Origin of the sequence: Corynebacterium stationis (assembly GCF_001941345.1) — a bacterium.
In the GTDB taxonomy this organism is placed as follows: Bacteria; Actinomycetota; Actinomycetes; order Mycobacteriales; family Mycobacteriaceae; genus Corynebacterium; species Corynebacterium stationis.
On the sequence record NZ_CP009251.1, the window covers coordinates 21,266 to 43,737 of the forward strand.

At 60.3% G+C, this 22,472-nt stretch carries 24 protein-coding genes, 1 tRNA gene and 1 pseudogene; 12 read left to right on the forward strand and 14 right to left on the reverse strand.

Annotated elements, in window-relative coordinates; translation table 11 throughout:
- Positions 1-71: 71 nt before the first annotated feature.
- On the reverse strand, positions 72-941 hold the full coding sequence (locus CSTAT_RS00110; protein WP_075722062.1) for a DODA-type extradiol aromatic ring-opening family dioxygenase: 870 nt from the start codon (positions 939-941) through the stop codon (positions 72-74).
- Positions 942-1,071: 130 nt separating this feature from the next.
- Here CSTAT_RS00110 and CSTAT_RS00115 point away from each other — a divergent pair, with 130 nt between their 5' ends.
- Positions 1,072-1,575 carry a MarR family winged helix-turn-helix transcriptional regulator gene (locus CSTAT_RS00115; RefSeq protein WP_075722063.1) on the forward strand — a complete coding sequence of 168 codons (504 nt, stop codon included), beginning with the start codon at positions 1,072-1,074 and terminating at the stop codon, positions 1,573-1,575.
- Positions 1,576-1,658: 83 nt separating this feature from the next.
- Positions 1,659-1,731, forward strand: a tRNA-Ala gene (locus CSTAT_RS00120).
- A 53-nt stretch (positions 1,732-1,784) separates the two neighbouring features.
- Here the strand turns inward: CSTAT_RS00120 and CSTAT_RS00125 are convergent.
- Positions 1,785-1,973, reverse strand: a complete 189-nt coding sequence (locus CSTAT_RS00125) for a hypothetical protein (protein WP_075722064.1) — start codon at positions 1,971-1,973, stop codon at positions 1,785-1,787.
- Positions 1,974-2,251: 278 nt separating this feature from the next.
- Between CSTAT_RS00125 and CSTAT_RS00130 the strand changes: the two genes are divergently transcribed.
- The gene (locus CSTAT_RS00130) at positions 2,252-2,674 is read left to right on the forward strand and encodes a cupin domain-containing protein (RefSeq protein ID WP_075722065.1); all 423 of its coding nucleotides are present in this window, start codon (positions 2,252-2,254) and stop codon (positions 2,672-2,674) included.
- 17 nt (positions 2,675-2,691) lie between these two features.
- Positions 2,692-3,330, forward strand: coding sequence for an SRPBCC domain-containing protein (locus CSTAT_RS00135; RefSeq protein WP_075722066.1), 639 nt, complete (start codon positions 2,692-2,694; stop codon positions 3,328-3,330).
- Between the two features lie 2 nt (positions 3,331-3,332).
- Here the strand turns inward: CSTAT_RS00135 and CSTAT_RS13885 are convergent, their stop codons facing one another.
- The 5 genes from CSTAT_RS13885 to CSTAT_RS00165 form a co-directional block, all read right to left on the reverse strand.
- Entirely contained in the window at positions 3,333-3,542 is a 210-nt protein-coding gene (locus tag CSTAT_RS13885) for an amidohydrolase family protein (protein ID WP_336469902.1), read from the reverse strand.
- The gene (locus CSTAT_RS00145) at positions 3,461-4,135 is read right to left on the reverse strand and encodes an amidohydrolase family protein (protein ID WP_075722068.1); all 675 of its coding nucleotides are present in this window, start codon (positions 4,133-4,135) and stop codon (positions 3,461-3,463) included. Before CSTAT_RS00145 ends, CSTAT_RS13885 begins: the two co-directional genes overlap by 82 nt.
- Positions 4,122-4,562: a transposase gene (locus CSTAT_RS13960; protein WP_079005621.1), complete on the reverse strand. Its 441-nt coding sequence runs from the start codon at positions 4,560-4,562 to the stop codon at positions 4,122-4,124. The genes CSTAT_RS00145 and CSTAT_RS13960 overlap by 14 nt, the downstream gene beginning before the upstream one ends.
- A gap of 219 nt (positions 4,563-4,781) precedes the next feature.
- Positions 4,782-5,843 (reverse strand): hypothetical protein, encoded by a 1,062-nt coding sequence (locus tag CSTAT_RS00155; RefSeq protein WP_244892857.1) that lies wholly within the window; start codon positions 5,841-5,843, stop codon positions 4,782-4,784.
- 623 nt (positions 5,844-6,466) lie between these two features.
- A complete protein-coding gene (locus CSTAT_RS00165) occupies positions 6,467-7,093 on the reverse strand; it encodes a recombinase family protein (RefSeq protein WP_075722071.1) in 627 nt (208 codons plus the stop codon).
- A 96-nt stretch (positions 7,094-7,189) separates the two neighbouring features.
- On the opposite strand from CSTAT_RS00165, the pseudogene CSTAT_RS00170 reads away from it, so the two are divergent.
- A pseudogene (locus CSTAT_RS00170) lies at positions 7,190-7,327 on the forward strand (cadmium resistance transporter); the annotation flags it as partial.
- Between the two features lie 167 nt (positions 7,328-7,494).
- Positions 7,495-8,034, forward strand: coding sequence for a DinB family protein (locus tag CSTAT_RS00175; RefSeq protein WP_049168305.1), 540 nt, complete (start codon positions 7,495-7,497; stop codon positions 8,032-8,034).
- A 133-nt stretch (positions 8,035-8,167) separates the two neighbouring features.
- Here the strand turns inward: CSTAT_RS00175 and CSTAT_RS00180 are convergent, their stop codons facing one another.
- From CSTAT_RS00180 to CSTAT_RS00215, 7 genes are all read right to left on the reverse strand, one after another.
- Complete coding sequence (locus CSTAT_RS00180; protein ID WP_075722072.1) at positions 8,168-9,076, reverse strand: cation diffusion facilitator family transporter; 909 nt, start codon at positions 9,074-9,076, stop codon at positions 8,168-8,170.
- Positions 9,077-9,198: 122 nt separating this feature from the next.
- Complete coding sequence (locus tag CSTAT_RS00185) at positions 9,199-9,657, reverse strand: SURF1 family protein (RefSeq protein WP_021352504.1); 459 nt, start codon at positions 9,655-9,657, stop codon at positions 9,199-9,201.
- Between the two features lie 206 nt (positions 9,658-9,863).
- Positions 9,864-11,066: an IS110 family RNA-guided transposase gene (locus CSTAT_RS00190; RefSeq protein ID WP_075722073.1), complete on the reverse strand. Its 1,203-nt coding sequence runs from the start codon at positions 11,064-11,066 to the stop codon at positions 9,864-9,866.
- A gap of 287 nt (positions 11,067-11,353) precedes the next feature.
- Positions 11,354-11,914 carry an SURF1 family protein gene (locus tag CSTAT_RS00200; RefSeq protein ID WP_244892858.1) on the reverse strand — a complete coding sequence of 187 codons (561 nt, stop codon included), beginning with the start codon at positions 11,912-11,914 and terminating at the stop codon, positions 11,354-11,356.
- A gap of 70 nt (positions 11,915-11,984) precedes the next feature.
- Positions 11,985-13,958, reverse strand: a complete 1,974-nt coding sequence (locus CSTAT_RS00205; RefSeq protein ID WP_211273019.1) for a heavy metal translocating P-type ATPase — start codon at positions 13,956-13,958, stop codon at positions 11,985-11,987.
- A complete protein-coding gene (cmtR, locus tag CSTAT_RS00210; protein WP_075722074.1) occupies positions 13,955-14,320 on the reverse strand; it encodes a Cd(II)/Pb(II)-sensing metalloregulatory transcriptional regulator CmtR in 366 nt (121 codons plus the stop codon). The genes CSTAT_RS00205 and cmtR overlap by 4 nt, the downstream gene beginning before the upstream one ends.
- A 176-nt stretch (positions 14,321-14,496) precedes the next feature.
- On the reverse strand, positions 14,497-15,081 hold the full coding sequence (locus tag CSTAT_RS00215) for a copper resistance CopC family protein (protein ID WP_075722075.1): 585 nt from the start codon (positions 15,079-15,081) through the stop codon (positions 14,497-14,499).
- Between the two features lie 258 nt (positions 15,082-15,339).
- On the opposite strand from CSTAT_RS00215, the gene CSTAT_RS00220 reads away from it, so the two are divergent.
- The 6 genes from CSTAT_RS00220 (at position 15,340) to CSTAT_RS00245 (ending at position 22,470) form a co-directional block, all read left to right on the forward strand.
- A complete protein-coding gene (locus CSTAT_RS00220; protein ID WP_003847987.1) occupies positions 15,340-17,382 on the forward strand; it encodes a bifunctional copper resistance protein CopD/cytochrome c oxidase assembly protein in 2,043 nt (680 codons plus the stop codon).
- Positions 17,383-17,809: 427 nt separating this feature from the next.
- The gene (locus CSTAT_RS00225; protein ID WP_075722076.1) at positions 17,810-18,601 is read left to right on the forward strand and encodes a M23 family metallopeptidase; all 792 of its coding nucleotides are present in this window, start codon (positions 17,810-17,812) and stop codon (positions 18,599-18,601) included.
- A 143-nt stretch (positions 18,602-18,744) separates the two neighbouring features.
- Positions 18,745-19,074 (forward strand): ArsR/SmtB family transcription factor, encoded by a 330-nt coding sequence (locus CSTAT_RS00230; protein WP_021352510.1) that lies wholly within the window; start codon positions 18,745-18,747, stop codon positions 19,072-19,074.
- A 104-nt stretch (positions 19,075-19,178) separates the two neighbouring features.
- The gene (locus CSTAT_RS00235) at positions 19,179-19,886 is read left to right on the forward strand and encodes a DsbA family protein (RefSeq protein WP_040355756.1); all 708 of its coding nucleotides are present in this window, start codon (positions 19,179-19,181) and stop codon (positions 19,884-19,886) included.
- A 9-nt stretch (positions 19,887-19,895) separates the two neighbouring features.
- On the forward strand, positions 19,896-20,546 hold the full coding sequence (locus tag CSTAT_RS00240) for a vitamin K epoxide reductase family protein (RefSeq protein WP_066791996.1): 651 nt from the start codon (positions 19,896-19,898) through the stop codon (positions 20,544-20,546).
- Between the two features lie 298 nt (positions 20,547-20,844).
- Positions 20,845-22,470: a cytochrome ubiquinol oxidase subunit I gene (locus CSTAT_RS00245; RefSeq protein ID WP_040355493.1), complete on the forward strand. Its 1,626-nt coding sequence runs from the start codon at positions 20,845-20,847 to the stop codon at positions 22,468-22,470.
- The last annotated feature ends 2 nt before the right edge of the window (positions 22,471-22,472 follow it).

The window sequence follows — 22,472 nt, forward strand, 5'->3', positions numbered from 1 at the left end:
ACACGCTTTACGATGTCGAAGGGTGGATGCCGATCAAGAAAGACCGGTACCCACCCTTTGTTCTTTTATTCTTAGTAGACCTCGATAGAGCGAATGTGGTTGCCCAATCCCACGCGGTTAAAGACGGTGCGCGCGGTGGTGGGGTCATTAGCTGCACCCATGGTTAATAGCAGTGGTACGAAGTGGTCTGCAGTCGGGTGCGCGATACGCGCGCCCGGGCCCTTGTTAAGGTAATCGCGCAGTGAGTCGACATCGCCACGCGCGATAGTTTCACCTGCCCAGTCATCAAAGGCCTGCACGTGCGGTTGTAGCGAAGGATCGCGCATCACCGCGAAGCTGTGAGTCATATAGCCAGAGCCAATGACCAGGATGCCTTCTTCACGCAGGCTGCGCAGCTTATTGCCCAGCTCCTGTAGGTCGGATGGGTTCATTGAGGGCATGGATACTTGGATTACTGGCACGTCACCGGCAGGGTACATCGCCATCATTGGGATGAATGCGCCGTGGTCTAGGCCGCGGTCGGTGAATTGGTGAACAGGGGAGTAGCCCAACAGTCCGGCTACACGCTTGGCCAACTCGGTGGCATCGGGAGTTTCATATTTCAAGGTGTAGTAGCGCGGGTGGAAGCCACCAAAGTCGTAGTACAACGGGGTGCCGGCTTCCGATGCAGAAATTGCTACCGGAGCATTTTCCCAGTGTGCTGAAATGATGACGACAGCGTGGGGCTTTGGCAAAGACTGTGACCATTTGTAGAGGTATCCCAACCATTCGGCATCATCCAAGGTGGGTGGTGCGCCGTGGCTGACGAAAAGTGCCGGCAACGGTCCATCGCTGGGCTCCCAATGTCGATGCTCATGCGCACGAGGGATGGCAAAAGCGCGCAGGTCATCCAACGCACCAGCGGGACGGACTTGAGTACGAGGATCGGGAAGGACGGACATTATCTCTCCTAGCAATTACTTAAAGGTTTAACCAAAATTTAGCATGTATCGCTTTAGATGTAAAGCGATATTTAACAACTACCTGCAAATCTGGATTGTAAAGCGGCCTTTTTCTGCTAAACTCAGGTTCATGAATCGCATGGATGATCGAGCGGGGAAGGGTGCTGAACCGCAAACGCGTTGGCTAAATGATGAGCAAAAGGATGCTTTCTATACCCTCATGGCGTTGATCATTGAGGTAGATCGCTCGTTGGATCATCAACTGACTCAAAATGCTGGGCTGAGCCACTTTGGGTACACCGCGCTGGCACGTTTGTCAGAGGCGGAAAACCGCTCGCTGCGAATGAGTGATCTGGCGTCAACCGCGAACGGTTCACTTTCCCGGCTCTCGCAGGTTATTGCCAAGTTGGAGAAGAAAGGTTGGGTCACCCGCAGCGCAGATCCGGATGATGGGCGCTATACCGTCGCCACGCTTACCGATGCCGGCTACGGCAAAGTTGTCGCCACCGCCCCTGGCCATGTTGAGCAAGTCCAAAAAGTCCTTTTTGATCCGCTGACAAAGTCCCAAGTGCAACAAATTCATACTATTGGTCAGCGCATCTTAAAACGTATCAAGGAAGATGATTCCAAGTAATTTCTTCTACCTGCCACCTGCAGGTAAACGCCCGTTTGCGTCACTTGCGTGCGAAGAGTAACATACTTGGCTAGCGAAAGCTTGGGGCATTAGCTCAATTGGTAGAGCACCTGCTTTGCAAGCAGGAGGTCAGGAGTTCGATTCTCCTATGCTCCACAAGTAAAAGGCTTGGTAGAGAAAATCTACCAAGCCTTTCGCATTTCCTGCTGCTACGCTCTCGAAGCCCTGTGGTCGAGCCAGCTTTGGGCAATAGCCATGAGTGCAGTTGCGATAGCGATCATTCCGAAGATCCAGTTGAATACCGGGCTGCCGATGGCTACGACGGAAGCTGCAAATAGCGCTGCAAAGACCAGGGAAATTACAATGTAGGTTTTGACGCTGATATCAGGGTTGTACATAGACGAATCCTTTTTGAGATTTGAGGTACCCCGGCAGCTGCCAAGGCAGTGATTTTCCTTGGCCGCGAGCATACGGAAAAAAATATCAGTCTGTCCATGATTAAATGCGCACTTCATCGAGCGATCGTAGTTTCACGTGAAACCTATAAAAGTCTTTAGGCGTAATCACCTCGGACAAGTGTCAACCCAAGATTTCCCAAAACCCTTGTTAATCAAGGTGCTACCGGCCTAGGTTGGGAAGTGATCATCTACTGCCGTGGCGTGGCTAAAGAGCCTTTATGGTTAATGGCAATTTTGAACAAGTTTTTGAAACCGGCGGGAAGCTCGAAGAACTTGCCGAGTATTTTATCGGCCAAGCCTATAGAGCTCCGCTTGTCGATGGCACCGTCCCCGTCGCCAATATCACCTTCGAACCAGGCTGCCGCAATAATTGGCACATCCATCACGGTGAAAATGGCGCAGGCGATCAGGTTCTGCTATGTACCGCCGGCTCCGGGTGGTACCAAGCAGAAGGGGAGGAGCCCATCATTTTGGAGCCGGGCAGGGCCATCCGCATCCCGGCCGGCCTGAAACACTGGCATGGAGCGAAAGCAGATTCCTGGTTTAGTCACCTCGCATTCCTCACTCCAGGCGAAGGAGTGAGCAATGAATGGCTCGACCCAGTCACTGATGAAGAATATAGCCAGCTACCAAAACCCTAACCCTAAAGTTGAGTGAAATGTCTGAGAATCAAGATTTGAAGAAAACCCATCGTGCGCTTGGAAATGCGTCGGTTGCGGATGGTGAAGGAAAGTCGGTTCTGCTGCGCAGGAGCTATGAAGCATCGGTGACCGATGCATGGAAGGCGTGCACTGATAAGGAACAACTAGCGCAATGGTTTAGCGAAGTTGAGGGTGAATTCCACCAAGGCGGTAGTTTTCAAGTCAAAGACAATGTGGCCGGAGAGAAACTTCAGTTTGAAGCGCCAATTACGCTCAAGACGACGTGGGCATTAGGGCCAGGAATGACAACCGAACTGGAATTGCGACTTACCCCGGAGGATGAGCACACAACCATTGAATTGGAGCATTCCACTCCGGCGACGATTCTTGATGAGATGGTCGCGGCATACGGTCCAGGCGGCACCATTGGTGTGGCGGTGGGATGGGATCTCACCCTCCAAATGCTGGGGAAGTACCTCTCTGGCGAGGCGTTTGATCCAGTGGCTTGGGAAAGCACCGATGAAGCCAAGGAATACGCTAAGTGCGCATCCGAGGCTTGGGGTGAAGTTGTTCAGAAGGCGTGGGGTACGAGCGATGATGACATTGCTGCCGCGGTTGCCTTCGCTAACTCACATTTCGCACCCGAGGAAGAGTAGCTTCAAATTCCTTCGCCAGCCACCCAGCGCCCTAAGGCTTGGGTTTGGTGAACCTGCTTGATGTCGCTGGTGAAGATATCGCGGTCGAGAGCGATGAAGTCGGCAGACTTCCCAGGTTCGATGGTGCCTGTTACTGCAGCGATGCCCAGAGCTTTGGCGGATTCGCGGGTAAACGCAGCCATGGCTTGGGGCAGGGTGATGGCCTGATTGATGTTGACCGTGCGATGGCCGTAGTCAGCATCGGATTGGCTGGCAGCGGCCAGTCGGAACCGCCTGCGATGAGAGCGCCGGTGGAGAGAAGGTCTGTGAAAGGCCAGATATTCGCCATGGTTTCGTCGGCGACGAAATCGGAGATGCCATCGGTAAGCGGGCTAGGAAACCACATGAAGGGGCAGGCGTCAGCCGCGACGTTAAGCTCCGCGAAGCGTGGGAGATCCTGTTCAGAGATAAAAGACATGTGGGCAATCTGCATTGCGGGACCACCATCTGCGTCTTGGCGGACGATTTCGGCGGCATCAAGAGCCTGGCGCACCGACGCATCACCGGTGGCGTGCAGCTTGGCATCAAGACCCAGCTCCGCACAGCGTCGCAGCGCTGCGACGAGATCGTCCAAAGTCCAGTAGAGCTCACCGCGGAAGTTTGGATCGTGGCTGGAGTGATTACATTTGTACGGATTTAACAGCGCGGTTGTATGCGTGGTGGGAACGCCATCTAAAACGAACGTAACCGAGGCGTCGCCGGCGGGTGGAAAGCCGCAGATTTCCAGGCGTAGTACGAGGACCGGTTGATCCTCAGGACTTGGCACAACCGCTTGACCTGATAGAGGTCTCGGTGGTCATCAACGAATCGGAAGCGGCTCTACCTGGTCGTCTCTCCCGCGAAATATTTCGCGGCCTTGGCAGCAGGATATCGCGCTCGGTTGAGAGTTTCTGCGTCTCCGAGCGCAGGTGCTGGACTTCTTTGCGCAGGCGCAACAGCTCGTCGGTGGGGTCTTCGGCGGTGCGGCTGGGCTGGACGCCGCGGGCCTTGCGGGCGGCGTAGACCCAGTTCTTCAGCGTCGCCCGGCTGATCTCGAGGTCCACGGCGATCGAGGAGAACGAGGCGCCTGTGGTGTCCTCATAGAGTCGGACCGCGTCCGTCTTGAACTCATCGGTGTAGGTGTTCTTCGCCCATGGTGGTTTCTCGCATTCTCCGGCCCATTTTGGGCCGGGGTCAGCGTGTCCACCAAACAGGGGACGGACCCGTAGTCTTGCTGGTGGGACTGTTTGTTTGGTTTTTCTTCACACATTAATCGAAACAGGCAGTCCCCTTTTTTATGTCCCCGGGACACGCCCCAGAGCGGCGATCGGACTGCGAGCGCTAAACCCCTATGAATAAGCCTCAATCCCCACAGGGCGCTCATGATGTTTATCCGGTGGGCAGTCATGCCTCGTGTCTTGGCTTGGTGAGAATTAGCAGTTGTTCTCGTTGGCGTCTTGGCGTTGTTTGAATCGTTGTGCCAGGCGTTTGCCGTGGGTGAGTTCTCGAATGGTGTCTTCGCTATCGAAATTCGATCCGAGAGCACCCGCAACGGTGCCCATCGAGGCGCTGAGCCAGGCGATATCAACGTAGTTCCCGAGGGAGGCTTCCGCACCGATTTTCGATGACATGAATCCGGATTCGATGACACATATTCCCCCGATGAAGATCCCGATAAATAGTACCAGGTAGAGCAAGATGACCGACAGCAGGAGAGTGGCCACGGTGGAGGCGTTATACATGGCGGCTTCGGTCAGGTCGCCTAGTTTTCGTGAATGTTCCCACAACCTGTTGGCACCGATCAGCCAGAGCACCATGGTCACAATGACCATCGCGGTAATCAGACCCAGTCGCCAGCTGGGCAAAGCGTCCGCCATTTCCCAAATTGAGGAGTAGAAGATGCCGAACGCCCCAGTTCCCGCCGCGGCAGCGAGTACTCCCGACAACTTCGATACCGTCGACAGGGGCTCATTGGTACGTACCATGCCCAGGACCAGTCGGAGTCTGCCCGGTCGCCACCAGGGAGAGGTGATGTAGACGGACCGGCCGGAACGAGACTCCTGCTCGTAGACCACCCCGGAGTCGGATGTGCGCTGGTCGGTTCCGGGTGTCTGCTGGTCGGCTAGAGCGTCCAGGGAGTCGAACAGTACATGGCGAAGTCTCTGGGTCACGCCCTGCCATCCCAGTGCTGGTAGGGAAATGATGACCAGACCTTCCCCGTAGTGCAGCGCGGCGATCTTGGGTTTTCGCCCGGCACGGCGGGGGATTTCGGTGACGATGGCCAGTAGATCTACGTCATCATCTCGTGCCCATCCTCGAACGGTGTCGAGATCGAGCGTGCCATCTGGGCGCGCTGGGGTTCGACTTTTGTGGTGGGAGAAAAGATATCTGCCGACAGTTTTCTCTCCGTCATTGCCATCACCGAGGACACGTGAGACGGTGCGGGACGGTAGGCCAGGGTCGGCAAAAATATCAACGCGCAATGGTTGGTTCATGAGGGCCATTATAGGGCCATTATTCGGAGGAACCCACCGTTTCACAACCTGCCTGGGCCTACGCTGGTGCGCACTCACGGCGGTGCCGAAATCGAAGGATTCATCAGTCTCGAGCAAATGAGCGCCGAGCGCTTTATACGGATCAAGTCATCGATTGGTCATGATGCTCCAGAAAATCTATTACTGAAGGCCGGCCTGCAACTTCAAACTGGAATCATCGGGACGAGGGTAGCGTCGGTTCCTGGCGTGGTGATGAATTCAGAGCTACTCGGCATCATTCCTAGCGCAGTGGTTGAGAGCCTTGGTAGGTCCGACCGGATACAGATTTTGCCCAATCCGACCAGTGCTGAACCTATGGAAGTGTCGTTGATGTCAAGGGTGAAGCAACGCCGAACGAGGCCACAGAGGTGCTTTTGCAAACAGGAATTCCAGATAACTAACTATCTGTTAGTGTGCAGCGCAACGCTGGTACCGGATCCGCCGTTTTCGACGAGAACGCGAGTTTGCAACAGCACCATCAGAATACAGTTGTTCTATGTGAACAAAATTGCAGCGATAATTAACCTCACATAGAAAGGAATCGGTCCGTGATCAAATCATTCTTAAGGTGATATGGTTACGGCCTATTTTCCCTGAGTGAGGTAGTTATACAGGGTAGTTCTGCCAATGCCGAGCCTGCGGGCAGCTTCTGCCTTCGGAACACCAGCGCCCACCCACTCTTGCGCCTGGGCAAGCTGCTCATCAGACAGCGCTTTCGCGCGACCTTTATAAACCCCGCGGGCTTTTGCCCGCGCAATCCCCTCCGCCTGACGCTCACGAATAATCGCCCGCTCAAACTCCGCTACCGAGCCAAGCAACCCGAGCATGAGCTTGGCCATCGGAGTCGAATTCAACGAATACGTTTGCCCTTCTTTTAAAAACTTCACCGAAACATCCCGGGCAGTGAGGTCATCGACCAGGCGGTGCAAATCAATCAGCGATCGCGCCAACCGATCCATACTCATAACCACAAGCTGGTCACCAGGACGCACATAATTCAACGCACCATCCAACCCAGGACGGTCGGTGGACAAACCGCTAACGGTATCGTCGAAGATGCGAAAGCACTTCTCTTTTTTCAACGCCGCAGTTTGCCTCTCCAGATTCTGATCTTTAGAGCTAACCCTCACATAGCCGACTTTCTGCCCGGAAATAACCTCAGAATGTTCAGGAATATCTAGAGGTAGTGACGGTTCTGTTCCATTATCCATAACCCAACCCTAGTGAACATTAAGTTTGCGAGGGGGTTTGTAATTCAAAAACTGTTCTTTTGGGGTGTACCTCAAATCGACAGGTAGGGGTGGCAGGTCCTGCTGGCGAAATTCGTTGCCACCCGTCCGCCCATCGCCGAGGTCCTCGAACGCTGGGAACATGTATTGTTCCCCATCGTTCTGATCGGCCTGGGCATTTTCATCCTCGTCGGCGGCGGTGCTTTCGGTCTCTAGGGGATCGATCATGAATTTACGCAGCATGGTCAATTCTTGGTATCGAAGGCCGCGAATCGCCACGCCACCCCTCCCATTGCAGATGGTCATTGCCGGGGGCAAGCGCGCGGTGTGATGATGGAATCGAAGGGCAGACGGGATTGTCGGCCCCTCGGAAGTAGGCGACGATGATCGACCGTGTTGAGATAACAGAGGGATACTGGCGAGCCTGTGTCGAACTGGAGGACGTCCTCGCGCGGGCTGGGGATGCCGAGCTGCGCAGCCGTAGCGTGGGGACCCGGTGGACGAATGAGGAACTGCTGTTTCACATGGTCTTCGGCTATATGGTGGTCCGTCGACTGCTACCTCTGGTCAAGTTCTTCGGCCATCTGCCGCCCTCGCTGAGCGAGGTGTTCGCGCGTCTGCTCAATGCCAGCACCCGCCCCTTCGGCTGGGTCAACTACTGGGGATCTCGGGCTGCGGCCCGGGTCTACCACCGTCACCGCATGGCCCGGAAACTCCGGTGGCTCACCGCCGCCCTGGCCACCAGTCTGGAGAAGGAATCCGAGCACTCCCTGGCACGTGAGATGGCGTTTCCGACCCGGTGGGATCCGTTCTTTGCCCCGGCGATGACGGTGGCGGACGTCTACGCCTATCCGACTTGGCACTTTGATTTCCACGCCCGGCAACTGAGTCTGCCCTTCGAGCGGGGAAACGCGGAGAAATAGGAAATCCTCACTCCAAGGACCCTCGCCGCCAGTGGCCGGCCGGGGACTGTGAACAGCCCAGAAATATAGTGATAAGCAGGTCAAAAAGGGCGGACAAGCCGTCGCCGTGGGGTCCCACTCTGGCAGTGAGTGATCAACAGACCTCTTCGTGATGGACGTGGCCGTCCTGCTCGATCTGGATAGTCGAGTGCTCAATGCCGAAGTCTTGCAACCGAGTTTGAGCGGCGGCCAGAATCCCTCCGTCGGAGACGTTCATATCGTCGACGACCAGGTGGCAGGTGGCAAGCGGTTTCGTGCCGTCGGTGCTCCAGATGTGCAGGTCGTGCACGGCCGTGACCCCGGGCAGGCCGACCAGGGCGGCTTCCACCTCGCGGGTATCGACACCCCGGGGGGTGTGGTTCATCAGGACCGAGAGGGACTCGGCCAGCAGGCGCAGTGCTCGCGGCAGCACCAGGGCGGCAATGAACAGGGAGGCGATGGTGTCGGCAGCTAACCAACCGGTGAAGTGGATGATCAGGCCGGCGATGATCACGGCAACCGAACCGACCAGGTCGGAGAGCACATGCAGGTACGCCCCGCGCATATTGAGGCTCTCATGCTGACGGCGCATGAGAATCAGGGCGGAGATCAAGTTAGCCAGCAAACCGACCACCGCCACGACGAGCATCATGCCCGTGTCGATCGATTCGTGGCCGCCGATCCGGCCAACCGCGCGGATGACGATCCAGACCGAGACCGCGGAGACCACCGCGGCATTGACCAGTGCGGCGAGCACCTCGACGCGGCGGTAACCGTAGGTGGCCCGGGGGGTGGCCGCACGACGGCCGATGAGGAGGGCCACCAGGGCAATGAGCAGCCCCGTGGAATCCGAGAGCATATGCATCGCATCGGACAGCAAAGCCAACGAACCGGAAACGAGGCCGCCGATCGACTGGGCCAGGAAGATTGTGGCGGTCAGGGCGAAGGTGACCGCCAGGGCGGTGAGGGATCCGCTCGGGGCAGTACGGTGGCCGGGGTCATGGTCGTGTTGGTGCGCGCTCATGCCTGCAGTCTAGCCGGGAAAAACTCTTATTGAAAGCTTATTGAAAATGCTTGATGGATTTGGCCCCGTGCCGTCGTGAAAGGGCGCCAGTGGGCCGAAAGGCGCTGGGCAGAAGGCTGCGGTTAGAACCGCTCGCGCTGGGGATCGGTGAATTTCCGGGAGTGGTTCGGCTGGCTGTCGCCGTAACGGTCGTGCAACAGGCGCGCACGGGCACCCGAGGATGCGGAAAGAGTGGCTTGGGCATGGGCGAGACCCTGGGTGTCATTTTCCGGGTGAGTGGTGCGGAGGGCGCCCACCGTGTCGGAATCTGTCTCTTCGTCCTGAGAGTCCCCGGTCTGCTGCGAGGATGTCGATCCGTCGGCCAGCTCGGCCTCCTCGCGGCGCACACGGCGACGTTCCTTCATCTCCGCCCAAATAAAGTACCCCAGGCCGAGCGGGGCCATGATGCCGAAGGCAATCCACTGGAAGGCGTAGGACAAGTGCGAACCGCGGTCGAGCATGGGCACCGGGATAGCGGTGATCTCCCCGGCCTGCCCCTCGGCCAGCTGTACATAGTCCTCCGCCAGATCCCTGCCGGTCACCTCGGAAATCTGCGCGGTGTTAATGCCGTAGACCTGGCGGTAGCCCTGGTCCTCGATCGGGGGGGTGTTCCTATAGTCTTGTCAACCTCGCGGGTGGGGATTACAGGGGCAACTAGGGAGCCTTATTTTGCTTTCTTGGTGTTGTTTTCGGGCATAGGAAGTAGCCGATTGGGAAATCCCCATCGGCTTTGCGGGTGAAGGTGTCTTTAGGCGGCAGTGACCTCCGTCTGGGGCTCGCGGTAAAATTCGTTGTTTCTCATCATGGCGAATAAGACGTTGAGTCGTCGACGCGCTAGGGCGACGACAGCTGCGTTATGCCTTTTGCCTTCGCTGCGTTTTCGTTCGTAGAATTGTCGTGAACGCTCGTGGAATCTGATCGATGCAAAAGACGATTGCCATAGGGCGTTCTTTAATTTCTTGTTTCCAGCCCGATTTAACGAGTTGGACATAATTGATGTTCCGGACTGGTTCGTCTTAGGTGAAAGTCCCGCGTAGGACGCCAGATGACCCGCGGTAGGAAAATCGGACATATCTCCGACCGTCATCAGTATTTGCGCAGCTGACCTGGGGCCTATTCCTGGCATTGACAACAGGAGTTGTGTTTGGGGGATTTCTTCGATGAGTTCGATGACTTGGGCTTCGATTTCTTTACGATGCTCGAGTTTGAGTAAGGCATCTTTGGCAGACATTGCCACGCCTAGCTCTGCGTATTCAGCTCCTGCTATCTGGACTGACTGCCCGGCGATGGCTGTAAACATTGCGTCAGTAATAGGCTCCGGATTGCGTGCTCGGTGCTTGCGCGCGAACGTGTTGACTCGTGCCTTGCCTAGCCGCTTGATTTTGGTGGGACCGCCGTATTTGGCTAATAAGTGGAGTATCCATTTGCGGTGAATCATTTGTCCACGCAGTACGTGCTCAAATGCTGGATATGTGCCGACTAGTGCTGAACGGATCTGGTTGATAAGCCGTGTATAGGATCTGGCAAGGTCTTCGTCGATGCCGTTGAGTACCTTGAGCTGGATAAATGCTTCTTCGACTCGGTCGACGTTTCTTAGTGATTCTGGAAGATTCTTTCCGGCATAGGCAATGATGTAGGCATCACGGACGTCTGTCTTTGCATTACCGGCATGAATGCGTGATAGCTGGCGCATGGCTAGTCCGGGGAGATAGCGGACATCAATTCCGATGTCCTGAGCTACTGCCACGGTCAGACGACCGATATTATTCGGCTGATCCACGACGACCAGAGTCTTCGTTGCTTTTGTTGCATAGGCGCCAAAGAGTTTGCGAAGAGATTGCTCGTGTTGGTTGATGCGTTTGGATAGGGCCTGGTGGCCGCTGGAATCGAGGACGCAAGCGTGGTGGAAGTACTTGCCGACGTCCATGCCGATGACATAGTCGTATGTCATCTTTGAACCTCCTAGCGATAGAAAACGAATTTGGGTCATTTCATCGCTGGTGGTCGGACATACTTCACGCTGGCATCCACATTACTTTGAGACCTCACACCAGATTGTGCGGGTCAGGTTCCTATTAGCAGTTGGGAGTATGTCACTGCCTTTGGCGGCATCACCCCCCGGATCATTTTCAGACAGGGACAACAACAAGCCATACCAAAGCCAGCGACTAGTTCCATCTCCCCGAAAGGAAAGAAGGAACGGAACAAACACTACCTACCCCTGAAACAGGGACTAGGCTATGAATCTACGGTTCCCTCAAACGGAACTGCTAACAACGTAATGGGGGACATCGGTGTCTGCTCGGTGAATCGGGCGTGGCCGACGATGGACTGCTCACCGGCTGGCGCAGTATCCATCGGTGGGACACCGCCCTCAAGCGGCGGGTTGAAACCCCGGTTGACCAAGATGACCTCACCGGAGTTCAGCTGGAAGGGGGTCAAGGCATGGAAGGCAGGGGAGGAGTCGACCGGACGGTTGCGCATCAGCACCTCATCCTCGGGCAGGTAGTGGCCCTGAAGGATCGCCCGGGCCCATTCCTCCCCGGGCTCGATACTGCCCTGGGCGTCAAAGATCTCCTCGGCGGGGACGGGCTCGACCTCGAAGGCGGCTTCGATCTGCTCGTTGCGCTCGACGATAGTGCTATCCCTGCTCAGCTGCCACGGCGCCAGAAAGGTAAAGGCGACGTAGGAGAAAGCGATGATGGCAAGGACACCGAACGCCCAGCCGGGCCGGAGGAATGTCCGCCAGCCCTTCTTCTGCGGGGCCCGACCGTACCTGCGCTCACGTGTGCTGCTCACAGCCATGAAGTCTACTGCCCCGTCCGGTGAGAAAGTACATCCTGTCGCAGGGTGCTCATGGGGGAAAGCACTACGAGACCCGGGACCTTCCGTCCGCATCCTCGTCGGCGGTGACCGTGGCCGCCTCGACGGGCTTCAGGTCAGGATGCTGGGTGCGGGCGGCCCGCAGGCCGTTGGCGATGACGATGACCTCGGCCACCTCGTGGACCAGCACGACGGCAGCCAGTCCCAGCACACCGGTGATCGCCAGCGGCAACAGGACGATGATGATCGCCAGGGACAGGATGATGTTCTGGTTGATGATCGCCCGTCCCCGGCGGGCGTGGTGCAGGGCACGCGGGATCAGGCGCAGGTCATCGCCGGTAAACGCCACATCCGCGGACTCGATCGCCGCATCCGAGCCCTTGGCGCCCATGGCGATGCCGATATCGGCTGATGCCAGGGCAGGGGCGTCGTTGATGCCGTCACCGATCATCGCCACCGGGCCGCGGGTCCCCAGCCCGGCCACGGCGGTGGCCTTGTCCTCCGGGCGTAGCTCGGCCCGCACGTCCGTGATGCCGGCCTCCCGGGCCAGGGCGGTGGCGGTACGCGTGTTATCACCTGTGAGCATGGTGATCCCGAAACCCTCGTCCGCGAGCGATTTGATGACCTGAGGTGTTTCCGGGCGGAGTTCATCGCGCACCCCGACCGCCCCCACGGGCCGGTCGTCGCGGTGGACGATGACCACGGTCATGCCCTGTTCTTCCAGGGTTTCGACCTGGCCGGCCAGGGGGCCGGGGCTCAGCCAACGGGGGCTGCCCACGGCGATCCGGGACCCGTCGAGGAGCCCGGTGATCCCCTGGCCGGCGGCCTCGGAAACCTGCTGGGCGGTCGGGGCCTGCGGGGTGGCGGCGGTAATGGCGGCGGCCAACGGGTGGGTGGAGTGGGCCTCCAGCGCCGCGGCCCAGCCGAGGACATCCGCGCGGCTGACGCCGTCGGTGGTGAGCACATCTACGACGGTGGGATGGTTGCGGGTCAGGGTACCGGTCTTATCGAGTGCCAGATGCCGGATGCCACCGAGGCGCTCAAAGGCGGCGCCGGACTTGATGACCACGCCGAACTTACTGGCCGCCCCGATGGCCGAGACCACCGTGACCGGCACCGAAATCGCCAGCGCACACGGCGACGCGGCGACCAGGACAACCAAGGCACGTTCGATCCACACACCTGGATCCCCGAACAGGGACCCGATCACGGCGACCAGGACGGCGAGGATGAGGACACCGGGCACCAAGGGGCGGGCGAGGCGATCGGCGATACGGGCGCGTTGGCCCTTATCGTTTTGGGCCTGCTCCACCAGCTCGACGACGGTGGTCAGGGAGTTATCCGTGCCGGCGGCGGTGGCCTCAACCTCCAGTGCCCCGGTGGTGTTGATCGACCCGGCCAGCACTGCATCGCCGGGGCCGACCTCGACGGGGATAGATTCGCCGGTGATCGCCGAAGTGTCCAGGCTGCTGTGCCCGGAGCGGATAACCCCGTCGGTGGCCAGGCGTTCCCCCGCGGCCAGGCGCAACACGTCACCCGGGATGAGGTCTTCGACCGGCACGGTGCGGGTCGCCCCATGGGCGGCGATGATCGTCGCGGTCGAGGGGATCAGGGCCAGCAGGGCACGCAGGCCCGAGCGGGCCTTGTCCATCGCCTTATCCTCCAGCGCCTCGGCGATGGAGTAGAGGAAGGCCAGGGCGGCGGCCTCCTCGATGAAGCCCAACAGGACGGCACCGATGGCGCTGATCGTCATCAACAGCCCGATGCCCAGCTTGCCCCGGGTGACCAGTCTCGTGAGGGCTCCGGGGACGAACTGGGAGGCACCCAGCAGCAGGGAGGCCCAGAACAATACGGTGGCCACCAGCCCGGCCCCGGGGATAAACCACTCGAGGATCAGGCCGATGAGCAGGAACATTCCGGAAGCCACCGGGAGGAGGATGGCGCGGTCACGCCACCACGGGGTGTGCTCATCTTCTTCGGTCATCGGTGCGGACGGTTCACAACCACAGGCAGACGTCATGACTGCTGGCCTCCGTCCGTATCGCAGCAACCGGCGACCGGGCACTGCGGGTCCAGACACGCGGCGTTCTCGTCAACCGACAGGGTGGTCTCCACCAGGACGGCAAGCGCCCGGGCCAGGTGAGCGTCGACGATCTCATAGCGGGTGCGCCGGCCCTCCGGTTCGGAGACCACGATCCCACAATCGCGCAAACACGTCAGGTGGTTGGAGACATTCGAGCGCGTCAACTCCAGGTCCCGGGCCAACTGCGCTGGATAACCTGGAGCCTCCAGCAGGGATAACAGGATCCGGGACCGGGTGGGATCGGCCATGGCACGTCCCAGCCGGTTCATCACATCAAGACGAGAAGCAATAGTCAGCATGCACTGACCATACAGTGGGGGCTGATTAGTCTGCAATTGTCCCTCGGGTGGTCGCCCCTGGATGTCCGACGAACGTCAGGTGGGAGGTGGGGTCCTGAAACCGCGTCAGCCTGGAGGGAGATTGACCCGCGGCATGGCACACCGGCGCTCAGGATGTAGCGGGAGTCTTCTGCTTCCTAACGCCTGTCACGGCTCCGGACAACCAGCACGATGGCCCCGGCGATGACGCCGAAGAGGGCCAACCCCGCGAGGGTCAGGACTATCGGATTACTGACTACGGAGGTGGCCCCCTCGGCGGTGTTCTCGGCGGCTGTGGTCTCCTCCACAGGCTTGGCGTCGGTGCCCGTGGTGGTGGCGGTCGTTTGGGCGTCACCGACGACGGTGAAGGTGGTCTCGCTGCGGGTGGCGTGGCCGTCGGAGGAGAGGATCTGGAAGCCGATGGTGTAGTCACCTGGCCCGCCGCTGACATCCGCAGGTAGATCAAGGGTCACCAGTCGGCCGTCGATGGTCGGCTCACCACTGAACAGGAGATCACCGGAGTTCTGGTCGGTGATGGCTACGGTGCTGAAACCTTCCTGGGGAAGCCCGGAGAACTCCAGCTCGATGCTGCGCGGAAATTCTTCGACCACGTCACCGTCCGCGGGATTGCCGCCGATCACGGAGTCATGCGCGAGGGCAACCGGGGTGGCTACGACGGTCAGGGCCCCGACCGCCACAACAGTAGCCAGCACACGACGAGGGAGCGTGGGGGAGATGATCACGAAAGTCCTCCTGGGTTGGGCCGGTTCTTCAACCGGATGTGAGCGACTAAGACACCTGCCTGCGGGAGGTACCAAGACACTAGTCGGAACAGGCGGGAGGAAAGTTCCCGGCCACGGCGCCTTCACCGGGTGTTGTTCTTCCCAGGTCGGTGCCCCCTGCAGGGGGTGAACCGGGGGAAGATACCGGTCCCTGGGCAATTTACAAGAACACCCGCAGGCCCTATTAGGGTGAACCTCACGCCCGCTTCCGAGCACACCATGAGAGTGGAGGCGGCATGGACGGCGAAATGGACACAGATGACCCACCCGGTAAATAACACCCCCACTGCCACGGATACGACCGCAGGGACGACCCCCGCCATCGGGCGCCGGCCTCAGGAGCGGGTACGCCCCACGTGGCCGTTGTACCTGCTCTTTTTCGCCGTCGCAGGTGCCGTCGGCGGGACGGTTGCCTACAGCTTCCTCGGCGAATCCCTCGCGGCCCTGGGGATCCCCAACCCGGGCATCGCGACCACCTTCGGGTTGCCGTTTTTCCGTGCGGTCGGTTGGATGCTCGCTGCCCTGTCGGCCGGTTCTTTCTTGTTCGCTGCTTTCCTCATCTCCCCACGGTTGCCCGGCGGTGATCACGACCGCCTGCATCAGGCCTCGTTGAGTGTGGACGGGCACCTGGCCTCGCGTACCGGTGCGGTCGCGGCCATCTGCTTCGGACTGATCGCGTTGTTGATGATCCCGCTGGTGCTCTCAGATGTCTCCGGCACCCCCCTGGCCCAGACACTCGGCCTGGAGACCCTGACGGTGGCCGTCGAGCAGGTGGCCATGGCCCGGGTGTGGCTGATCGTCGCGCTTATTGCCCTGGTCACCGGTGGTACGGGCCTGATGAGCCGGGCGTGGATCACCCAACCACTGTTGCTCCTCGGGTCAATCCTCATGATCATCCCCCTGGGCCTGACAGGGCACTCCTCCTCGGGCGGCAACCACGACCACGGCACCAACTCCTACCTGTGGCACCTGGTCTTCTTAGTCCTGTGGGTCGGCGGACTCATGGCCCTGCTCGCCCACGGGCGTCGCCTGGGACCTGACCTGGATATTGCGCTGCGCCGCTACTCGACAATCGCCCTGGTCTCCATCATCGTCATGGCCGTGTCCGGGTTAGTCAACGCCGCCATCCGCATCGAGCTGACGGATCTGTTGACCACCCGGTACGGGTTAATCATCGTGGCCAAGACCATCGGCGTGATCATCCTCGGTGTCTTCGGGTGGATCCACCGGGCGTGGGTCATTCCGCAGGTGCAGGCCAACCCCGCTGATCGCCGCCTGTTCCGCCAGGTCGCCATCGTCGAGGTGCTTGTCATGGCGGCGGTCACCGGTATCGCCATCACCATGGGGCGCACCCCGCCGCCCTCACCGCGCATCCCGAACCTCTCGCAGATGGCCACCAAGCTCGGCTACGAGCTGTCCGAGAAGCCCACCATCCTCAACGTGTGGGGCATGTGGCGCTTTGACCTGCTGTTTGGTGCCCTCGCCCTGCTTCTGGCCGTCGGCTATCTCTCCGCTGTGTGGCGCACCCGCCAGACAGGTCACACCTGGTCAAGCACCCCCACCGCCTGGTGGTTGGCCGGATGTGTGACCCTGCTGGTGACGATGAGTTCCGGGATCGGGCTGAATATGCCCGCGGTCTTCTCGGTGCACATGGTCGGTCACATCATCTTGTCGCTGGTCATCCCCATCTTCCTGGTGATGGGTGCCCCGCTGACCCTGCTGATGACCGCCTTCGCCCCGGGGGCCCCGGGTAGGCCGAATATCCACGACTGGGTGCGCGCCTTCACCCGCAGCCGGTTGGTGGGGGTGATCACCCATCCGGTGGTCAACACCCTGCAGTTCCTGGTGTTCTTCTACGTCATGTACCTGTTCATCCCGCTCTATGAGCTGCTGATCTCCAAGTACGCGGGGCAGCTGATCATGAACACCGTGCTCCTGGTCTCCGGGTGCTTCTACGTCTGGGGGATGCTCGGCCCCGACCTGATCCCGCGCCGTCGCCCGGCCGCCGTCCGCCTGGGGTGGCTGGTCGCCTCCCTGCCCGTCCACCTGCTTGTCGGGGTCTATCTCCTGCGCCTGGACACGATCCTGGGCGAGGAGTTCTACCGCTCCCTGCTTTTGCCCTGGGAGCTCGATCTGCTCGCTGACCAACGCGCCGCCGTCCTGGCCTGGGCCACAGGTGTGGTTCCGCTGGCCTTTGTCACCTTTGCGCTCCTCCGGCAGGTGCGGGGGAGCGGCGAAAACGCCCGGGTTTCCGGGGAGTAGGCCACCACCGACCCCGGCGAGGGATCGCTGGCCTGCCAGCGATACCCGGGGCACTGGTACACCCTCACCGTCCCCGCCGACCCGGTACTTCTGGTGGGAGGTCGCCGGGAGTGGCCAGGAAGTCGGCGATAGCCGGAGTTCTGACAGGGCCACCCCGGTCGTGCCCGATTTCTCTTGAGGTCACCTACTGGCAGGGAACAGCCCTCCGGCACGTTGGGGCCACCTCCCCCGCCCCCTGTCAACCCTGGGTGAGTCGCCTGTGAGAAGGGTGGAAGAGTCGCCGACCCCGCCTGGCGGCTGGAACTTTGGGGGAAGGGGAGGTTAGTATTACGTCCGTAAATAACGGAACGGTCACAATCTAGTCTCCACCGTGCATAGCGGTGGGCTTGAGTGGGGCGGACCAACGGACAACGACGGAAGAAGATTCATGCGACTGAAGGCTCAGCGACCAGCCGGAGGAAAACACCGCAAGATCCCCACCCCGCAAACCAAGAGCCGCGTAGCCCTGGTGGCCGTGGCCACGGGCGTGGTCTCGTCTGCGGGTCTCAGTGGTGCCGCCGCCGCCACGCTGCAGACCCAGGCTGAGGCCCCGATCTCCCCGCAGGACATTGTCGGTGGCGTGCAGTTGGCCACCAATAACACCGCGCTGCCCCCGGACACGACGGAGACGGCCCCGCAGATCCTGACGATCTCGGAGTATAAGCCGGTAACCAATATCAACGAGCAGTTGGACAAGGCGGTTGAGTACGCCGCCGAGCGCACCGAGGCCGCCCGCGCTGAGGCTGCACGTCTGGAAGCAGAACGGATTGAGGCAGAACGCCTGGCCAACGCCTCATCCGTGGTCAAACCCACTGAAGGCACCTTCACCTCCGGTTTCGGTATGCGCTGGGGCAGCCTCCACGCAGGACTAGACATCGCCAACGTCGTGGGCACCCCAATTCTTGCGGCCATGGGCGGCACCGTCATCGACTCCGGCCCGGCTTCCGGTTTCGGCCAGTGGATCCGCATCCAGCACGATGACGGCTCCATTGCCGTCTACGGCCACATGGAAACCCTCGATGTCAGCGTGGGTGAGCAGGTCACCGCCGGCCAGAAGATCGCCGGCATGGGTAACCAAGGTTTCTCCACCGGTTCCCACCTGCATTTTGAGCTCTACCCGACCGGCAGCGGCGCCGTCGACCCCGCCCCCTGGTTCGCCCAGCACGGCATCACCTTCTAACCTTCCCCCACCCGGGAGAAAACCCGGTCCTGACCCTCAGGCCAGCGTCTGTGGTCCGGGTGTCAACATGCTCCAGGTCATCTCGCACTCCTCCGCCGAGGGCACCGAGGAGTAGTACAGGGGATTGTGTACTGTCTACGATTATGAGCACGGTGACCGTCACTCACACCTCGGCGTTGTCCCGGGTGGGCCATGCCCTGTCTGATGACACCCGGACCGGGATCCTGTTGGCCTTGCGCCACGGGCCCGCCCGACCCTCGGACCTGGCCCGGCAGTTGGATGTCTCCAAACAGGTGATGTCGAATCAGTTGGCCTGTCTGCGCGGATGCGGGCTGGTGGCCGCCACCCCGGAGGGGCGCAACGTCTGGTATTCTCTGGCTGATCCCCAGCTGGGTCACGCCCTTGGCGAGTTACTGGAGTTGGTGGTCACCATCGATCCGGCCTGTTGTTCGCCGGACGGATGCACCTGCTGATGACCGTCTCGGTCCTGGAGGACTTCGTCGCCACCTTGCCGGGTCCCCCGGGGCCCACGGCCTCGACACCCCTTAATTTCCACCAGAGATAGAACGGAACCCTCGTGAGCACCCCCACCACCCGCACCACCTCCACCCGGCCCTCCGGGAATTGGAGAAAAGCCCGGATCATTGTCTGGGCGTTATTGGCAATCGTCGTCATCGCCGGGATCGTCGCCTTTTTCCTCGGCCGATCCGACTCCGCTTCTGCGCCCGCCCCGGAAACCGTGACCAGTGATGCGGGGCAGGTGGTCCGGGACAACAGTCGGGTGCTGTCCCAGGCGCCGAACGAGAAGGCCGTGCTGGTGGAGTTCCTCGACTTCGAGTGCGAGGCCTGCCGGGCGGCTTACCCCTTCGTGGAGGAACTTCGTGCGGAGTACTCCGACACCGTCACCTTCGTCAACCGTTACTTCCCGCTGCCGGGTCACCGCAACTCCATGCCCGCTGCCGTGGCTGTGGAGGCTGCCGCCCAGCAGGACCAGTACGAAGCGATGTACCACCGGATGTTTGAGACCCAGTCTGAGTGGGGTGAGTCCGCCGAGGACAAAAGCGCGGTCTTCCGCGGCTTCGCCGAGGACCTGGGTCTGGACATGGCCGCCTTTGACGCCGCTGTGGCCGATCCGGCCACCGAGGAACGGGTCCGACTCGATGTGGCTGACGGCACGGCCCTGGGTGTGCGCGGCACCCCGACCTTCTTCCTCGACGGTCAGCTCCTGACCCCGGACTCCCTGGAGCAGTTCCGGGCCGAGGTCGACGCGGCTGCCGCCGACTAACCCGAATCCATGACGCACTCACCCACCGCCGACGACAATGAGGTTCTTGTGACCGAGACGAACACTGACCCCTCTTTGCCGGCCGTCGCCCGGAACCGTCCTTTCGCCCTCATCCTGTTGATCACCGGTGTGATCGGATGGGTGGCCTCGGGCATCCTGGTGCTCGAACGCCTGGCCCTCTACGAGGACGCCGAGCATGTCACCACCTGTGACATCAACGCGTTGGTTTCCTGTGGAAAGGTGATGGGCACCTGGCAGTCCGAACTCTTCGGCTTCCCCAACCCGTTGATCGGCATCGTCGCCTTCGCCGTGGTCATCACCACCGCGATGGCCATGCTGTCGGGGGCACGCTTCGCCGACTGGTACTGGGGAGGTTTGCAGGCGGGTGTGACCGTGGGCCTGCTGTTCATCATCTGGCTGTGGTACCAGGCGCTGTTCGTCATCCATATTTTGTGCCTGTACTGCATGGTGGTGTGGGCGATGATGGTCCCGCTGTTTATCCTGCTCACAGTACGCAACCTCGCCCACGGCCTCTTCCCCGCCTCGCCTGCTGTGGTGCGGTTTGCCTCCCAGTGGGCAGGCACCCTGATCGCCGTGGTCTACGTCGCCGTGGCCGCCTCGGTGTTTGTCAGCTTCTACTCCGATTTCACCAGCCTCTGACCTTGGCGAGCGGCCACTTCCCAGCGCCGGTGATTCCGGGGCCATGTGTGACGCAGGCCCAGACCTGGGGTGACCTGCATCAACTCGAATGGGCTTCGGGTGGAGACCTTCGTCACGTTCTCGGAACTTTCCGTTCAGCCGGACCGACAACTTGGGTATACCTGAATTTAGATCGGGTGTCGGCAGGAATCGCGAGCCGGGAGTGTGTGAGGCCAGTTCGCCACGCCTGCCGGAAAAGAAGCTGTCGCGGTGGCGATGAGTTACTGTGCCGGTTTTTCAACTGCGAAAGGCATACGCTGTGGATCTTGTCGATGTCTCACGCTGGCAATTTGGCATCACGACTGTCTATCACTTCATTTTCGTCCCCCTGACCATCGGACTCGCTCCGCTGGTGGCAATCATGCAGACGGCCTGGCATCGCACCGGTAAAGATATGTGGTACCGCGCCACCCGGTTTTTCGGCACGCTGTTCCTGGTCAACTTCGCCATGGGCGTGGTCACCGGCCTTGTCCAGGAGTTCCAGTTCGGCATGAACTGGAGTGAGTACTCTCGCTTTGTCGGCGATGTTTTTGGTGGTCCGCTCGCCCTGGAGGGGCTGGCAGCTTTCTTCTTTGAGTCCATCTTCTTGGGCATTTGGATCTTTGGTTGGGGAAGAGTCCCCCGCTGGATACACCTGGCGTCCATCTGGATCGTCGCAGCCGCGACTAATGTCTCGGCCTACTTCATCATCGTGGCGAACTCCTTTATGCAGCACCCGGTGGGGGCGGCGATGAACTACGAGAACGGTCGCGCGGAACTGATCAACGTCTGGGAACTGCTGAGCAATCCGGTGGCCCTGGTGGCCTTCCCGCACGCGGTGGCCGGTTCCGTGCTTGTGGCCGGCACCTTCGTCGCCGGCATTAGTGCGTGGTGGATGGTGCGCGATCGTCGTCACGCCGCAAAGACGGGCGAAAACGCCGAGGATGCCGGGCAGTTGTGGCGGCCCCTGCTGCGCATGGGACTGTGGGTCACATTATTGGGGATCGTCTCCGTTTCCATCACCGGTGATCTGCAGGCCAAGGTGATGTTCGAGGTCCAGCCGATGAAGATGGCCTCCGCGGAGGCCCTTTGCTATACGGAGGAGGACCCGTGGTTTTCCATCTTGGCTATCAGCACGTTCAACGACTGCAACTCCGTCTCCGAGATTTTCAGTGTGCCCTGGGTTCTGTCATTCCTGGCCGGCGGCCAATTCAGCGGTGTAACGCTGCAGGGTGTCACGGACCTGCAGGCCCAGGCCGAGCAGCTCTACGGTCCGGGCAACTACTCTCCGAACCTGTTCGTGACCTACTGGTCCTTCCGTCTGATGATCGGCTTCATGGCCGCCTCCATCCTGGTGGTTATCGTCGGTTTCTGGTTGACCCGTAAGAAACGCACCACCGACAGGCGGTGGTTCGCCTGGCTGGGTCTCATCGCGATTCCGTTCCCCTTCCTGTCTAACTCCGCCGGCTGGATCTTCACCGAGATGGGGCGCCAGCCCTGGGTGGTGTACCCGAATCCTGACTTCGGTCCGGAGAATAGCCCGAACGGGGAGAACGACATCCACCTGATCGTGGACTTCGGGGTGTCCAACCACTCGGTGGCCACCGTCTGGATTTCCCTGATCGCCTTCACCCTGATCTACGGCATCCTCGCCGTGGTCTGGTTCTGGCTCATGCGCCGCTTCGTGGTTGCCGGGGCACTGGCATCTGGCGCTTCCGAGAACATCGTCGAGGACACCTACGGGCCGGACGCCGAGGAGCTAGAACCGCTGAGCTTCAACGCCGACAGCTCCGACGACTTCCCCAGCGCCGAAGAGTCCGAACCCGCCGACCGGGGTTCCGCAGCTGTCACCACGAAACCACGCCGACAGCGTGATGAGCGCACCGTTGATGAGAAGGGGAATTGATC